Origin of the sequence: Haloechinothrix salitolerans (genome assembly GCF_042662605.1) — a bacterium.
In the GTDB taxonomy this organism is placed as follows: domain Bacteria; phylum Actinomycetota; class Actinomycetes; order Mycobacteriales; family Pseudonocardiaceae; genus Haloechinothrix_A; species Haloechinothrix_A salitolerans.
This window is the reverse complement of the sequence record NZ_JBHSXX010000001.1, coordinates 1,942,927-1,957,414: the sequence shown is the minus strand read 5'-3', so window position 1 is coordinate 1,957,414 and position 14,488 is coordinate 1,942,927. Positions and strand designations below refer to the sequence as shown.

At 69.1% G+C, this 14,488-nt stretch carries 13 protein-coding genes; 1 reads left to right on the top strand and 12 read right to left on the bottom strand.

Going from position 1 to position 14,488, the window contains the following annotated elements:
• Nucleotides 1–95: 95 nt before the first annotated feature.
• The 3 genes from ACFQGD_RS09240 to ACFQGD_RS09230 all read right to left on the bottom strand — a co-directional run bounded on the left by ACFQGD_RS09240 (nucleotide 96) and on the right by ACFQGD_RS09230 (nucleotide 4,048).
• The gene (locus ACFQGD_RS09240; protein WP_345403297.1) at nucleotides 96–1,526 is read right to left on the bottom strand and encodes an LVIVD repeat-containing protein; all 1,431 of its coding nucleotides are present in this window, start codon (nucleotides 1,524–1,526) and stop codon (nucleotides 96–98) included.
• A 19-nt stretch (nucleotides 1,527–1,545) separates the two neighbouring features.
• Nucleotides 1,546–2,925 carry an LVIVD repeat-containing protein gene (locus ACFQGD_RS09235; RefSeq protein WP_345403295.1) on the bottom strand — a complete coding sequence of 460 codons (1,380 nt, stop codon included), beginning with the start codon at nucleotides 2,923–2,925 and terminating at the stop codon, nucleotides 1,546–1,548.
• Between the two features lie 253 nt (nucleotides 2,926–3,178).
• The gene (locus tag ACFQGD_RS09230; RefSeq protein ID WP_345403293.1) at nucleotides 3,179–4,048 is read right to left on the bottom strand and encodes an SCO6745 family protein; all 870 of its coding nucleotides are present in this window, start codon (nucleotides 4,046–4,048) and stop codon (nucleotides 3,179–3,181) included.
• 92 nt (nucleotides 4,049–4,140) lie between these two features.
• Between ACFQGD_RS09230 and ACFQGD_RS09225 the strand changes: the two genes are divergently transcribed.
• Complete coding sequence (locus ACFQGD_RS09225) at nucleotides 4,141–4,698, top strand: TetR/AcrR family transcriptional regulator (protein WP_345403290.1); 558 nt, start codon at nucleotides 4,141–4,143, stop codon at nucleotides 4,696–4,698.
• Here the strand turns inward: ACFQGD_RS09225 and ACFQGD_RS09220 are convergent.
• From ACFQGD_RS09220 to ACFQGD_RS09180, 9 genes are all read right to left on the bottom strand, one after another.
• Nucleotides 4,681–4,974: a hypothetical protein gene (locus ACFQGD_RS09220; protein ID WP_345403287.1), complete on the bottom strand. Its 294-nt coding sequence runs from the start codon at nucleotides 4,972–4,974 to the stop codon at nucleotides 4,681–4,683. The two genes, ACFQGD_RS09225 and ACFQGD_RS09220, sit on opposite strands and share 18 nt — an antisense overlap.
• 144 nt (nucleotides 4,975–5,118) lie before the next feature.
• Nucleotides 5,119–6,498, bottom strand: a complete 1,380-nt coding sequence (locus ACFQGD_RS09215) for a nucleotide pyrophosphatase/phosphodiesterase family protein (RefSeq protein WP_345403284.1) — start codon at nucleotides 6,496–6,498, stop codon at nucleotides 5,119–5,121.
• Nucleotides 6,495–7,661, bottom strand: a complete 1,167-nt coding sequence (eboE, locus tag ACFQGD_RS09210; RefSeq protein WP_345403281.1) for a metabolite traffic protein EboE — start codon at nucleotides 7,659–7,661, stop codon at nucleotides 6,495–6,497. The genes ACFQGD_RS09215 and eboE overlap by 4 nt, the downstream gene beginning before the upstream one ends.
• 43 nt (nucleotides 7,662–7,704) lie before the next feature.
• Nucleotides 7,705–8,565 (bottom strand): TatD family hydrolase, encoded by an 861-nt coding sequence (locus tag ACFQGD_RS09205; RefSeq protein WP_345403278.1) that lies wholly within the window; start codon nucleotides 8,563–8,565, stop codon nucleotides 7,705–7,707.
• An 8-nt stretch (nucleotides 8,566–8,573) separates the two neighbouring features.
• Complete coding sequence (locus ACFQGD_RS09200; RefSeq protein WP_345403275.1) at nucleotides 8,574–9,254, bottom strand: EboA domain-containing protein; 681 nt, start codon at nucleotides 9,252–9,254, stop codon at nucleotides 8,574–8,576.
• Nucleotides 9,251–10,111, bottom strand: a complete 861-nt coding sequence (locus tag ACFQGD_RS09195; RefSeq protein ID WP_345403272.1) for a sugar phosphate isomerase/epimerase family protein — start codon at nucleotides 10,109–10,111, stop codon at nucleotides 9,251–9,253. Before ACFQGD_RS09195 ends, ACFQGD_RS09200 begins: the two co-directional genes overlap by 4 nt.
• On the bottom strand, nucleotides 10,108–11,106 hold the full coding sequence (locus tag ACFQGD_RS09190) for an SCO3242 family prenyltransferase (RefSeq protein ID WP_345403269.1): 999 nt from the start codon (nucleotides 11,104–11,106) through the stop codon (nucleotides 10,108–10,110). Before ACFQGD_RS09190 ends, ACFQGD_RS09195 begins: the two co-directional genes overlap by 4 nt.
• Nucleotides 11,103–12,257: an inositol-3-phosphate synthase gene (locus tag ACFQGD_RS09185; protein WP_345403266.1), complete on the bottom strand. Its 1,155-nt coding sequence runs from the start codon at nucleotides 12,255–12,257 to the stop codon at nucleotides 11,103–11,105. The genes ACFQGD_RS09190 and ACFQGD_RS09185 overlap by 4 nt, the downstream gene beginning before the upstream one ends.
• A gap of 86 nt (nucleotides 12,258–12,343) precedes the next feature.
• The gene (locus ACFQGD_RS09180; protein ID WP_345403263.1) at nucleotides 12,344–14,464 is read right to left on the bottom strand and encodes a PQQ-dependent sugar dehydrogenase; all 2,121 of its coding nucleotides are present in this window, start codon (nucleotides 14,462–14,464) and stop codon (nucleotides 12,344–12,346) included.
• Nucleotides 14,465–14,488 lie beyond the last annotated feature (24 nt).

Here is a 14,488-nt window from a genome sequence, read left to right as displayed (position 1 = left end):
TGTCGAGCGACGTGGAGCGGCGTCGATGTTGAGGCGTTGTGGTCGTCATAGCGACCACAACGCCTCAAGATCGACAAACTTTCTCGCGCTTCCGCTTACGGCAGGCTGAACTCCTGCGTCTGCGGGTTAAGGTGACCGAGCTTCATCGCGCCGCCAGTGCGCTTGTCACTGACACGGAACACGTTCAACCCCGTCTGGATCTCGGACTCGTAGACGAAATTGTTGTACCAGTACGTCGACCACGCGCCGCCGAGGTTCTGCGGCTCGATCGGTGACGGGTCGGAGAACGCGATGGTCTGCGCGTTCGCCGGGTCGCTGAAGTCGACGACCCAACTGCCCGCCTGGTAGTGCCCGCCGGTGACGATGTAGCTGCCATCGCGCATCGGCACGATGTTGTAGTTGTGGATGGTGCAGTTCTCGGTCTCGGTCTGCGGCCGAGGCAGCGTCCACTGGCCCAGTTTCTCGCCGGTGTTGGCGTCGTAGAAGAACATGCTCTTCTTGATGTCCGGGTCATCTGCCTCGCACTCCGCCCCGGCGCCGCCACCCGGCTCCCAGCCGAGCGCCAGCACTTCGCCGTCCCATGTGAACGCGGCCGAGTGCCACCTGCCGCCGACGCCGACCTTGTTGCCCGCCTCGTCCGATTCCTCGACGTTGTAGAGGAACTGCGGGTTCTCCAGCGTTCCGCCATCGGAACCGCCGATGGAGAACACGTTGGCAGCGTGCCCGCTGGCACAGGCCAGCTTCTGGACGTCGCCGAGGATCACCGCGGCGTCGTGGCAGCCGTTGTTGCTGCCCAGCGATCCGCCGACCAGCGGCACGTAACCGATGTGCGACGCGCTGGCCGGGTCATCCAGCGGCACCTCAAGGACGTTGATGGTGTCGCAGATCGCCCTGCCACCGCCGGATGAGTTGTTGCTGTAGATGATGATCCGGTTGTTCGCCAGGTCGGGTGCGACCGTCTGGGTGTGCGAGCCACAGCCGTCGGCCGTGCCACGCGTGGCCGCGCCAGCCTCACTGAACTCGACCTCGCCGATGAGCTGCGGGTTCGCCGGGTCGCCGATGTCGAAGACGTGCACGCCTTCGAATCCGACCGGGACCGGTTCGCCCATGCAGAACCGGCCAGCGGGCGCTGGCGAGTTCCACGAGCGCACGACGATGTCGTTCCAGACGACGATGTCGCCCTGGTCGCCGTTGCACTTCGGGTGCGAGATGAGCTGCGGGTCGCCCGGCTCCGCGATGTCGACGACGCGGAACCCGTCATAGTTGCCGTGGATAGCCAGATCGCCCCAGAACGCGATGTCCGAGCTGATGGTGCGTTCCGCGGCCGGCACACCGAAGAACTGCGCCGGGTGCTCGCTGTGCCCGAGCGCGTGCATGTTCTGCGTGCTGACCCGTTCGGTGTAGCTGCCGGGCTCGCCGGGTGTGTCGTCGTGGTCTTCGTCCGGGTGCGCGAGCGCGACACCCGGTGTGACCAGCAGTGCGGCTGCCGCGAGGGTGACGAGCAACCGTCGTGGTGAGAGATGCATGATCTGCCTCCGATGGGGACTAGTTGATGACGCGTTCCTGCGTCTGCGGGTTCATGTACGGCAGCTTCCGCGCCCCGGCACGGGCGTTGTCGCTGAGCAGGAAGATGTCCACGCCGCGCTGAATGTCATTGGCGTAAATGAAGCCGTTGTACCAATAACTGGACCAGGCGTTGCCGCCGCCGGGTTGGTAGAAGCCGACCTCGGCGTCAGCCTCGGACGCGCCCGCGATGAGCTTGTCGACGTCGACCACAGTGGTGCCAGCGGTGTACGACGAGCTCACCAGAACCTTGCCGCCGTCCCTGCGCGGGATGAAGTTGAAGTTGTGCATGGTGCAGGTGGTCTCGACGGCGCGCGGCACCTTGTAGCTGGCCAACTCCTCGCCGGTGGCGAGATCGAGGAACCACACGCGGCCTTGGTCGTCGTTCGGGTCCGTGCAGCGCGCCGCACCGCCACCGCCGGACTCGTCACCGAACGCGACGACCTCGCCGTCCCAACTGAAGCTGGACGAGTGGAACAGGTCGATGTTCTCCGGCTTGACGACCGGGTTGTCGTAGCGCCACAGGAACTCCGGGTTCGCCGGGTCGGAGATGTCCCAGATCTGCGCCTCGGACATGCAGGCCGCCGCCGCACGGTTGATCTCGGTGAACACGGAGATGTCGTGGCACGCCCGGAACGTGTAGGAACCGAGGTACGTGGCCCACTGCGTGTCCTCGTCGAGGTGGTACGGCGACACCGTCGCGCTCGCCGGGTCGTCCAGCGGCACGTCGATGATGGAGATCTTGCTGTGCCCGCCGCCGTCCTCGGCGCGCATGCAGTTCGGACCGAGCGCCGAGCCGCCGATCGGGTACGACGAGACGTAGATCAGCACCCGGTTGTTCGCCGGGTCGGGCACGAGGGTGTTGGTGTGTGAACCGCAGTCGGTGTTGACCGACGCCAGCCGCCGCGGGTTCGCCGGGTCGCTGACGTCGAAGATCCGAACGCCTTCGAACATGCCCGGGGTCGACGCGGTGGCGTTGGTGCTGTCGCAGCCGCCGTGGTTCTGCGGTGCGTCGACGGACTGGAACAGCAGCCCCTGATACACCGAGACGTCGCCCTGCGCGCCGTGGCACTGGAAGTCGGTGACGACCTCCGGCGCCTCCGGGTCGGAGACGTCGATCACGCGGAAGCCATGGTAGTTGCCCGCGTAGGCGAGGTTGCCGTCGAACGCCAGGTCCGACTGGGTCGCCACCGCCGAGCGCTCGACGTTGGCCAGCAGCTTCATGTTCTGGCTGTGCTGTGTGCCGGACGCGCTGGAGTCGGGGTGGTTGAGATCCGGGTCGTGCGCCGCGGCACTTCCCGGGACGATGAGCCCCGCGGCCGCGATGATCACGATGGCCGCACGCCGCCATGATTGTGTCACGACAGATTCCTTTCTCAGGTGAGTAGAGGGCAGCGCGATCGCCGCCCCCGTCTGAGAAGGTCGTGAAATCAGCCCAAGATGTGACGTGAGTCACCTATATGGCCCAACGTTCGTCGTGGACCGAATGGCGCCTTCAGGTCGACGTCCATTCCGGACACCCACGGCAACACCGCAATGGCTCCACCTCGGCCAGCGGCGAGATCACCGGGTCGCCGATACCTATCTACTCGCTAGTAGATTGGCACCTGGTCCGCTACCGCCCGAGGCCGAGCGTGCTGCGCCGCGGCAGGATGCCCGCGCTGACGATCGCCATCGTGATCGGCATGGCCAGCTCGGCGAGACGTCCAGCGCGGGCGGCACCCAGCTCCCGCCACGGCGGCGCGGCCAGTTCATCGGTCAGTCGCTCGACGTCCTCCCTGCCGTCGATACCGACTGAGGTCGCGGTGCCGTCCGGCCCGAGCCAGCCGCGCTCCGCGAGTCGGTCGGCAGCGGCGTGCCACTCGACGTCGCTCCACTCCCTGCTGGCGAAGACGTCTTTCTCGGCCGCGCCGACCGCGGCGAACGACACCAACGACTCGCAGGGGTCGAGCTGATGCGCCTGCAGTGCGGCGATGTGGCCATCGCCCCGGTGTTCGCGCAGCACGGTCGCGGCCTGCCACAACACGAGGTGCGGCGCGTCCGGCCATGACAGCGCCGCGTTCGCCGCCGCGAGCGGACGTCCTGCCGTGTTCGCCGATGTCGCGGCGTGCCGCGCCAACTCGGCGGCCTCGGCCAGTTCCCGCGAGTCGATGCGGTCGCCGAGGATCGTCCGCAGCGCGCGGTCGACCGCACGCATACGCGCGGCGAGCACCTTGTCCGCGCTGGCCACATCCCACGCGGCGGGCACGTAGCGGGCGACCATCCGCGGCCGGAAGCTGTAGAACGTCGACGTCACCAACTCCGCGCTGGCGTCCCCGAGCGGGGCCGCGCGCCACGCGAAGTAACTGGGCCAGCGTTCGTCGGTCGCGTAACCGAGCGCTTCGGCCTCCGCGAACGCCTCCGGCGCGTAGTACAGCACCGCGTGCACCGGTTCGAGCAGCCGCCAGAGCTGGCGCACCATGCCGAGTTCAACCGTGTCAGACATCGTTCCCACCTTCCTCGGGCAATCTTGTCAGCGTCTAGATAACCGCGTTATGGCGAACTTGTCAATGACTAGATTTGCCGTAGGCTGCCCGTATGGCTGCACGCTCGTACCACCACGGCGACCTCCGGCGGTCCGTGCTCGACGCGGCACTCGACGTCGTCGAGTCCAACGGACCCGCCGCGATCAGCATGCGCGACCTCGCGCGACGGGCCGGGGTGTCGCACGCCGCGCCCGCACACCACTTCGGCGACAAGCGCGGGTTGCTCACCGCGATCGCGATCGAGGGTTTCGAGACGTTGGCCGAGTACCTGTCGATAGCTGACGAACTGCGGGAACTCGGCGTCGCCTATGTGCGGTTCGCGACCGAGAACCCGGCGCACTTCGAGGTGATGTTCCGGCGCGACCTCTGCCACGCGGACGACCCGGCGCTGGTGGCCGCGCGGGCGCGCACGGCCGGGATGTTGAGCGGCGGCGTGGACACCGTCGTCCCGGACGACTCGCGGAGCGCGGGGCTGGCCGCGTGGTCCCTCGCGCACGGGTTCGCGACGCTCTGGCGCGGCGGCAGCATCGCGGACGGCTCCGCTACGGAGACGTTCCGGGCGATCAGCCAGCACCTGTTCACTGGGCGTTCGCTACCACGCGCCGAGTAATCCGAGGGCAGCCACCATCGGCATCGGCAGCGCCAGGAGGAGCCACCGCGACCGTGGCCGCCACCCCATCAGCAACCGACACCAGCCGACGGCGATAACCCCGAGAAACGCGGACCCGAGCAGGCCAGGCGCGTTGTCCCACAGCCGTGGCCAACCCGGCTCGGTAACGCTCCAGCCGGTCATCACGGCGACGAAGAACGACCACGTCATGAAGAGGGTGAAGACGATCGAGGCGAGCACGACCCGAACCAAGCGGTCCGTCGTTTCCCAGCGCATGACGTGTCTCCCTCCGCGAGCCCGTGGACATCGTTACACACGTTCGAGCGCGCGCAGGCAGCCGCGTCGCCTCAATGGACGAGCGCGGGCGCCGTGTTGATCTGAAGACGTTTCGGTCGTCATGACGACCGAAACGTCTTCAGATCACCGCGCCTCTACCGTCACCCCGGCCAGCTCCAGCACCAGGTTCCGGACATCCGCGGCGGCGAGGCGGTCGCGGCGCGCGGCCGGGTCGCTGCACAGCAGGAGCGGGCCGTCCTTCGGGTCCTCAGGAAGACGTCCGTGGGTGCCCTTCACCCAGCGCCCATCCATCGGGACGACGTTCATCGCGTACCGCAGCCCCAGCTTCTTGCGCGCTAGCCCGAGGAGCGCCCGCGCCTTCGCCGTGGGGTCGGCCGGGTCGAGGAACAGCTCGGCCGGGTCGTAGCCGGGTTTGCGGTGGATGTCGACGCCGCGCGCGAAGTCCGGCGCACGCGCGTCGTCCAGCCAGTAGTAGTACGTGAACCACGCGCCCGGCTCCGCGACAAGTACCAGTTCGCCCGCGCGCTCGTGGTCGATGCCGTAGTCCGCCTGCGCCTCGCGGTCCAGCACCAGGTCGACGCCGGGCAGGTCCTGACACAGCTTCGCGACCGCCGCGACGTCGGCCGGGTTCCCGACGTAGACGTGCGCGACCTGGTGGTCGGCAACCGTGAACGCCCGCGACGTCCATGGGTCCAGGTACTCCATGCCCGCCTGGGTGTAGACCTCCAGGAGCCCGGACGTCCGCAGCATCCGGTTGACGTCGACAGGCCGGGACGCTGGCGTGATGCCGTACTCGCTCACCACGACGACCGTCGCACCGGACGCCCGCGCGTCGTCGAGCAGCGGCGCGACGGTGCGGTCGACGTCGCGGACGGCGGCGAGCGCCTGCGGGCTGTCGGGACCGTAGCGTTGCAGGTCGTAGTCCAAGTGGGGAACGTAGGCAAGCGTCAGGTCCGCCTCCGGCAGCAGTCTCCTGCTCGCCGCGACCACCCATTCGCTGGAACGCAACGACGCCGTCGGGCCCCAGTAGTTGAACAGCGGAAACGCGCCAAGCTCCTCGGTGAGTTCGTCGTGCAGCTCCGGTGGGCGGGTGTAGCAGTCCGGCGACTTGCGTCCGTCGGCGTGGTAGACCGGGCGCGGCGTGATCGTCCAGTCGGTGCTCGCGCCCATGGCGTACCACCAGCACACGTTCGCCGCGCGGTAGTCGGGATGGGTGCGCCGGGCGGTCTCCCACACCTTCTCTCCCCGCACCAGCCGGTTGTGCTGCCGCCACAGGTACACCTCGCCGAGGTCGCGGAAGTACCAGCCGTTGCCGACAATGCCGTGCTCGCGCGGCGGACGTCCGGTGAGCATCGTGGACTGCGCCGCACACGTGACGGCTGGCAGCACGGTGTCGAGCTGGGCCTGCCAGCCGTCCGCGGCGAGCGTGCGCAGGCGTGGCGCGTGCGCCAGCAGGCGTGGGGTGAGCCCAACGACGTTGAGCAGCAGGATCTTGTTAGTCACGCTTCCTCCAATCCCGCTCGCCGCATCCGCTCGGCGACCCAGCGCAGTTCGGCGGCGAGCCCGGAGACCAGCTCGGCATCGTTGGTCGGTCGCTGCGATTCCGGCAGCACCGACCAGGTGTAGGTCTCCATCTCGACGTGGTCGGTCAGCGCGGTCGGCCCGCCGAGTAGGGCATCCAACGTCGCGCCAAGTTCATCCTGTGTGGACTCCAGCGGCGGTTCGGGACGTCGATGGATCGGCACGTGGAAGTGCACCCGCCACGGCCCGGTGCCCCGCAGCGCGCGGCGGCCCTCGACGGCGTCGGGGAGGTCGTCGTGACCCGCGATCCGCGACGGCCCACGCTCCCGCACCTGGTGCAGGAACCGGTCCTCGGCGTAGGACGACAGCGCCTGTCGGGTGGCGGCATCGTTCGGTGTCGCGGCGTGCAGTGCCGCCGAAGCCTGCGTCTTCACAATCGGCAGTCCCGCGTCCGTGAGCCGCCGAACCGTAGATGCCGGATCCTCGAACGCCACGGCGAGGTGGCAGGCATCCAGACAGAGTCCGATGTGGTCGGTGTCGACGCCGGACAGTTGCTCGATCGCGTCATCCACGGTCTCCACGACGCAGCCGGGCTCCGGCTCCAGCCCGACGCGGATCGGCCTGCCGGTCTCGGCGGTCTGCTTGGCGAGCCCTTCCGCGAGCCGGTCCAACAGCTCGCGGGCTCGTAGCCGTCGGTCGGAGTACCATGGCGCACGCCACGCCAATGGCACCGTGGAAATGCTGCCGCGCGCGGCATCGTCTGGCAGCAGCCGCGCCAGCACGCGTGCACACGTCAGGGTGTACTCCAGCCGCCGCGTCTCCACCCAGTCGGGGCTATACACCGCCTTCTTCACCACCGGATCGTGAAACCCCTGGTACGGGAAGGCGTTCAGCGTGACGACTTCAAGCCCATGGTCGTCCAATGTGGCCCTGAGCCGATCGAGATCGGGGTGATCGGACAGATGCGCGGCCAACGGCGCGGGCAGCCACAGCCCGACGCCGAGCCGGTCGACGTCGAGTTCCGCGCGGATGCCGCCGCCGAACACGCGGAGTTGGCGCAGCAGGCCGTCGATGTCCTCGGCGGGGTGGACATTGGTGCAGTAGGCCAGGTGGACGCGGCTGCCGTCAGGATGGGTGAAGCGCATGCGGGCTCCCTTCACGTCGGCCGAGCGGGTTGGCGGAGACACCTCACGCCGGGCGCTGCCCGCGCAGCACCGAGTTGCCCTCGAACGTCGCGGTTTGGTCCACATCGACCGGATCGAGCAGTAACCGTCCACTTTGGCCGTAGAACGCCACCGGGTTCCGCCACAGCAGACGGTCGACGTCATCCTCACTGAATCCGGCGTCGCGCATCGCCTGGCCGGTCTTGGCCGTCTTCAGTGGATCGCTGCGGCCCCAGTCGGCGGCGGAGTTGACGATCATTCGATCCAAGCCGTAGTCAGCGAGTATGCGCACCATCCGGTGTTCGTCCATTTTGGTGTCCGGGTAGATGGAGAACCCGAGCCAGCAGCCGGACTCGGCCACCATCCCGACGGTGACCTCGTTCAGGTGGTCAATGAGCACACGTTCCGGTGGCAACCCGGACGCGGCGACCAGCTCCAGGCTGCGGCGCGTGCCCTCGACCTTGTCGCGGTGTGGGGTGTGCACCAGCACCGGCAGGTCGTGCTCCCCGGCGAGCTCCAACTGCCGGACGAACACCTTCTCCTCGGCATCGGTCATGGAGTCGAACCCGACCTCGCCGACCGCGACCACGCCGTCCTTGGCGAGGTAGCGCGGCAAGACGTCCAGCACCTCCGCGCAGCGGGGATCGTTGGCTTCCTTGGGGTTGAGCGCGATCGTGCAGTGGTGCCGAATGCCGAACTGCGACGCGCGAAAGCGTTCCCAGCCGAGCAGGCCGTCGAAGTAGTCGTAGAACGACGCGGCGCTGCTGCGCGGCTGGCCGAGCCAGAACGCCGGCTCGGTGACCGCCCGGACCCCGGCGGCGTACATGGCTTCGTAGTCGTCGGTGGTGCGGGAGGTCATGTGAATGTGGGGGTCGAAGATGCGCATCAGTCCTCCTAGTCGTGCCGCACGCGTTGCTGGTCAGGGACGGTCCCCGACGTCGCGTCGAGGTCTGGCCGCTGCGAGGTCAACTGGTTGAGCAGCCATGTCGCGTCGGCGGGGATGTCGCGACCCGCCGCACGACGCTCGTCCGTGAAGCCTTCGACCATGCGGGCCAGCTCGGCGTCGCCACGCTCCGCGATGCCGGACACCGCAGCCAGCGGAACACCGGTGAACAGGCACTTCAGTACGCCGTGCCGCCAGTTGTGGGCGTCCAAATGACGCGCCGCGTATGAGCCGAGCGCCGCCGCGATGAGCCGGGTGTCGTTCCCACGCAGCGCGTCCCCCACCAGATCGAGCGCGACGTCCCCCACGTCGAGGTGATCCAACGCGCGCAGCACGGCGCGCTTCTCGTCGGCGTCGCCATGCCGGTACAGCGCGTCGATTTCCGCGACGAGGTCCCTTGTGTTCCAGTCCTGCGCGGCTGCGCGCAGCAACGCGACCCTGGCCTGGTCCTCGACACGGGGCGTGACCAGCCCGTCCGGGTCGTCCGGGTCGGCCGGTCCCCTGCCGACGGCGCGGGCCACGGCCGGGAACAACACGGCGATACGCGCCGGGGTGGATGTCACCTCGTCGATCAGCTCGATCAGCCTGGCTCTGCCCTCGTTGTCGAGCAGGTCGTCCAGCAGGTCGGTCACCGCGTCACCTCCGCCGCGAGTGCCGCTGCCCGCGCGGTGCGCAGCGCATCAAGCGAACGCGCGGCCACGGCTGGTGCGGCATGGGAATGCCGGGGCAGCTCCACGCTGACCAGGCCCTGATAGTCGACGTCGAGCAGCGCGCCGAGCGCGGCGGGCAGGTCGACGTCGCCGTCGCCGAACTCAAGATGTTCGTGCACACCGGGTCGCATGTCGTCGATCTGCACGTTGCCGAGCAGCAGCCCGACGTCGCGGATGCGGTCCTGTGGTGGGGCGGGCTCGTTGCACACGCAGTGTCCGACGTCGACGGTCACCTTGAGGTGTTCGGGCTCGCCGAGCCTGCGACGCAGTTGCAATACGCCGTCGAGGGTGTCGACGAACATGCCGGGCTCAGGTTCGAACGCGCAACGCACGCCCCGTCGCTCTGCCTCGGCCAGCACCTCCGCGACTCCGGTTGTGAGCCGGTGCCAGCCCTGTGCTGGGCCCACGTCCTCGGGCAGCGTGCCCGACCAGAACGACACCGTCTCCGCGCCGAGGTCGGCGGCCACGCGGATGGCGCGGTGCAGGTAGTCGACGCGGCGTTCGCGGCCGACGTCGGACACCAGCGTCGGCTCGTGCTTGCGCCACGGGTCCATGACGTAGCGGGCGCCGGTCTCGATGACGACGGCGAGCCCGTACGCGGCGAGGCGGCGGCGCACGTGGTCGATGCGGGCGGCGAGGTCGGGCGCGAACGGGTCTAGGTGCGGGTGGTCGAGCGTGAGCGCGACGCCGTCGTAGCCGAGATCCGCGATGACGCCGAGGGCGTCGTCCAGGCGGTGACCGGCGAACCCGTTGGTGCCGTAGCCGAACCGCAGGGTCATGTCGGCGACACCACCTTGGACGCCAACCGCGCGACGGGACCAGCGGCGAGCAGCCCTCCGGCGAGTCCGATCGCACCTGTGCCCGCCACGAGCGCGGCCTGCAGCCCGATGACGCCCCGCACGCCGGCCCCGGTCGCGGTGCGCACCGTGGCGGCGTCGGGGTTTCGCGCGGCGCGGGCCTGCGCGCGGCCGACCGTGCCCACGTAGGTGGCGGCGAACGCGGCAGTGGCAGCGGTGACACGGCGAGCGGCGTCAACGCGGCCGGTGTCGGTCGTGACGTCACGGGTTGCGCGCGCGGGACCGGTGGCAGCGGCGTGGCAGAAGCGACCAAGCGCAGCGCGTCGCCCGGAGCTCCGCCGAGGTAACGCGGCCACCACCGCGGCCGTGGCCGCGGAGGCCGTCGTGGCGAGCGCCGCCAAGCCGGTGCGCCGCGACCCACCGTGCACCTCGCCCCTGCTCAGGGTAGTCACGCCGAGCGTGTGCCCGGCGACCGCGCAGGCAGGCAATGCCGCCCTGCGCGGTCGACCCCCAGCTCCGAGCAACACGTCCAACCCGCGCGCCGTCGCCATCACGGCGGGACCGGCCGGGGTGTCCTTCGCGACAAGGTCATACGTCCACGCCGCGGCCGCGACCGGCACCGCCACCCGCAACGCCGCACGACCTCCCACCGCGGCGGCGATGCCCAGGCCCGCGCCCGTCAACCCGGACGCGAGCGCCAGCGCCTCCCCCGGCCGCACGCGCCCGGACGGGATCGGCCGCTCCGGACGTTCCACCGCGTCCAGCTCGCGGTCGGCGTAGTCGTTGAGCGCCATGCCCGCGAGGTAGAAGCACGCCGAAGCAGCGGGCATCGCCCAGCCCCGCTTGCCATACGGCCAGCCCGCCGCCGCGCCCCCGGCGAGGCTGTCGCCGGGAATGGTCAGCACGGCGGGCAACCGCACCAGCTCGACCGCATCCCGTAGTTTTCCGGACCGCGACACAGCAGCACCGAACTTCATCGGTCACCTCCGATTCGCTGGCACCACTCGACAAGGGCACGCCACTGGCCGCCCAAGTCATGCCCGCCATCCCCGGCGGGGTCCTTGAAGAAAAAACCGAGCGCGCCAAGGGGCCCGGACTCCCCGACCTGTTGGGCGCGCGCCACCAGCCGGGCAAGGTCGAGCACGAGCGGTGCGGCGAGCGCGGAGTCGCAGCCCTGCCAGGTGAACTGCATCGACATCTTGGTGCCGAGGAAGCCCTCGAACGACACCATGTCCCAGGCCGTCTTCCAGTCGCCGAGGTCTTCGACGTAGTCGATGTGCAGCGGGCCGTCTACCGGCTCGCCCAGCATCTCGGTGAGCCCCTTGCCCTTGGACTGGGTCTTGCTCGACGCCGTCACCGGGTCGGACAGCGCGCGACCGTCGCCGCCGCCGAGCAAGTTGTACGACGCCCAGGACCGCACCCGCAGCGCACGGGTTGCGAACATCGGGGCGAGCGCCGACTTGACCAACGTCTCGCCGGTCTTGCCGTCGGAACCGGCCCACGGCAATCCCGCCCGCTCGGCGAGCTGGGCCAGTGCGGGCAAACGGGGACCAGGGCTGGGCGTGAAAGCGACGACCGGACAGCCCGCTCGCAGCGCCGCGTAGGCGTAGACCGAGCTGAGCGGCAGCGGCGCCTTGTCCGCCGCGAGTGCCCGCTCCAGCGCGTCCAAGTCGGATAGCTCCGGAGTGGGCTCGACGGGCGGTTCCGTTGTGGCGACGTCGATGACGATGACCTGGTCGAGCGCGTGCGCCGCGCGGAACCCTGCCAGGTCGCGGCTGACCCGTTCGATGGCGTCCCGCTGAGTGCCTTCTTCGGCGGTGATGCCGTGCCGAATACGGGCGTCCACCTGGGTAAGCCCGTCGTGCACCGCCCGGGCGAGTTCGATGCCGAACACCCCGCCGTCCGCGAGCGCCTCGGCTCGTTTAGGCAGCGGGTCGCTGATGACGTCATGGCCACCGATGAGCAAGTCGGCCACGCCCGGCGGCGCGGCAGCCGCTACCTCAGGGAGGTCGGCGACGCACCCGGTGCGCCGTGTCAGCCCCGCGGTCAGCGAGAGCGCGCCGACGGTGGCGGTGGTGGCCACTGACCCGCGCGCGCCGATGAACCACAGTCCGATCTTTGGTGCCATCTTCCGGCCTCCCTGGGGTGGTTGGGCGCGGTGAACGTGAGTCGTTGTGGTCGTTCGAGCGACCACAACGACTCACGTTCCACCGATCACTCAGACGGTTCGAGCACGACCTGGTCGCTGCCGGACAACGACGGCAGTCCATCGGCGCCCGGATCCGTGTAGCTCGCGTTGAACACGCCGTGCAACTCGTCGTGTTCCGGGTCGTGTCCTTCCGGTTCGGTGGTCTGGATCGACCCCGAGCAACCGAACGCCGTGGTCTGCGGGTGCCCGTGATCGTCGTGACCGAGGATGTAGGTCACCTCGACCCGCGAGCAGTCCACCGGCTGGTCGTCGGTGACCGAGACCTCGTACTCGACGACGTCACCGAAGGAGAACTCCTGCCCGTCGACCGGCGTGACGAACTCGACCACCGGCGCCTGGTTGCCGACGACGATCTTTACCTCGTCGACGCCGGTCTTGCCCCGGTGCCTGCCGCCGACGTCGGTCACCTGCAGCGTGGCGGTGTAGACGCCGTTCTCGGTGTAGGTGTGAGTCGGGTTCGGCTCCCGCGAGTCAACCTCGCCGTCGGAGTCGAAGTCCCAGGCGTAACGCAGCCGGTCGCCTTCGGCGTCGTCACTGCCCTCACTGGAGAACGCCACCGTCAGCGGGGCCTGCCCGTTGTCGACGCTGGCTGTGGCCGTCGCCTCCGGGCTGTGGTTTCCGTTCGGTCCGATGTAGTCGATCCGCGACAGCGCCGCCTCCGGGAGTTCGGCGAAGTAGCCCTTGCCGTACTCAAGCATGTAGAGCGCACCGTTCGGGCCGAACTCCATTGCCATCGGAGCGGACAGCGGGATGGACGGCATCACGTCCTCGATGCCGCTCACCGCGCCGGAGTCGTCGAGGTGGAATCCCTTGATGTAGTCGCGGGTCCACTCGAAGAACAGCGGCATCCCGTCGTAGTGCTTCGGCCAGCCGACCGGCGCGCGGCCACGCCGGTTCTTGTGGTCGAAGTCGTAGGCGGGACCGGCCATCGGCCCGATGCCACCGGTACCAAGCTCGGGGAACTCGCTTGACTGGCCGTAGCCGTACCAAACCTGCGGCTGCTCGACAGAGGGCAGTTCCGTCAGCCCGGTGTTGTGCGGCGACTCGTTGACCGGCGCGGCGCAGTTGAACGTCTCGCCGGACTCGCCGGTCGCGAAGTCGTAGTCCACATAGGGCAGCTCGGCGGTGGCGCAGTACGGCCAGCCGTAGTTGCCCGGCTCGGTCGCGGCGAACCACTTGCCCTGCCCCGCCGGGCCGCGGTCGGGGTCGGCGCTGCCCGCGTCCGGCGAGTAGTCCGCGACGTAGAGCGCGTCGCTGGCCGGGTCGACGTCGATGCGGAACGGATTCCGCAGCCCCATCAGGTAGATCTCCGGGCGAGCCTTCGCCGTGCCCGGCTCGAACAGGTTGCCGTCAGGGATGGAGTACGAGCCGCCCTTGCCGACGTCGATCCGCAGCACCTTGCCGCGCAGGTCATTGGTGTTGGCCGAGCTGCGCTGCGCGTCGTAGGCGGGGTTGCGGTCCGCCCGCTCGTCGATCGGCGTGTAGCCGTCCGAGGCGAACGGGTTGGTGTCGTCGCCGGTGGCCAGGTACAGGTTGCCGTCGCTGTCGAAAGCGATGTCACCGCCGACGTGGCAGCAGATACCCCGGTCCACCGGGACGTCGATGATCTGCTGTTCGCTCGACAGATCAAGCGTGTCGCCGTTGAGCTGGAACCGCGACAGCCGGATCACGCCCTCGAACGGGGCGAAGTCCTCCGGCGTACCGAAGCCGGGCGCATCGCCTTCATTGATGTCCGGTGTGGACGGATCATCCACCGGGGTGTCCATCGGCGGCGAGTAGTAGAGGTACACCCAGCGGTTGCTCTTACCGTTGAAGCCGGGGTCGACCGCGATGCTCTGCAGGCCTTCCTCGTCGTGCTCGTAGACATCGACCTCGGCGGCGACGATGTTGCGGCCGGTGTCCGGGTTGTGCAACCGCACCTCGCCCGGTCTCGTCGTGTGCAACACCCTGCCATCCGGCAGCACGGCGAGGTCCATTGGCTCGCCGGGGGTATCGTCGAGTACGACCTTCTGGAACAGCGAGTCCGATGGCGGTTCGTGGCCCTCGTGGGCCATGGACGTCGCGGACCCGGTCACTAACGCCGTCACCATGGCGGCCGTGACCGCCGCGACGGGAATTTTTCGCATGACAACCTCTCCTCAGTGGGGACC

Bases quoted from the DNA above. Each gene is read 5' to 3' on its own strand.
- ACFQGD_RS09195 (WP_345403272.1), bottom strand. From the start codon at position 10,111: ATGACCCTGCGGTTCGGCTACGGCACCAACGGGTTCGCCGGTCACCGC.
- ACFQGD_RS09180 (WP_345403263.1), bottom strand. From the start codon at position 14,464: ATGCGAAAAATTCCCGTCGCGGCGGTCACGGCCGCCATGGTGACGGCG.
- ACFQGD_RS09190 (WP_345403269.1), bottom strand. From the start codon at position 11,106: ATGAAGTTCGGTGCTGCTGTGTCGCGGTCCGGAAAACTACGGGATGCG.
- ACFQGD_RS09240 (WP_345403297.1), bottom strand. From the start codon at position 1,526: ATGCATCTCTCACCACGACGGTTGCTCGTCACCCTCGCGGCAGCCGCA.
- ACFQGD_RS09205 (WP_345403278.1), bottom strand. From the start codon at position 8,565: ATGCGCATCTTCGACCCCCACATTCACATGACCTCCCGCACCACCGAC.
- ACFQGD_RS09230 (WP_345403293.1), bottom strand. From the start codon at position 4,048: ATGTCTGACACGGTTGAACTCGGCATGGTGCGCCAGCTCTGGCGGCTG.
- ACFQGD_RS09220 (WP_345403287.1), bottom strand. From the start codon at position 4,974: ATGCGCTGGGAAACGACGGACCGCTTGGTTCGGGTCGTGCTCGCCTCG.
- eboE (WP_345403281.1), bottom strand. From the start codon at position 7,661: ATGCGCTTCACCCATCCTGACGGCAGCCGCGTCCACCTGGCCTACTGC.
- ACFQGD_RS09185 (WP_345403266.1), bottom strand. From the start codon at position 12,257: ATGGCACCAAAGATCGGACTGTGGTTCATCGGCGCGCGCGGGTCAGTG.
- ACFQGD_RS09225 (WP_345403290.1), top strand. From the start codon at position 4,141: ATGGCTGCACGCTCGTACCACCACGGCGACCTCCGGCGGTCCGTGCTC.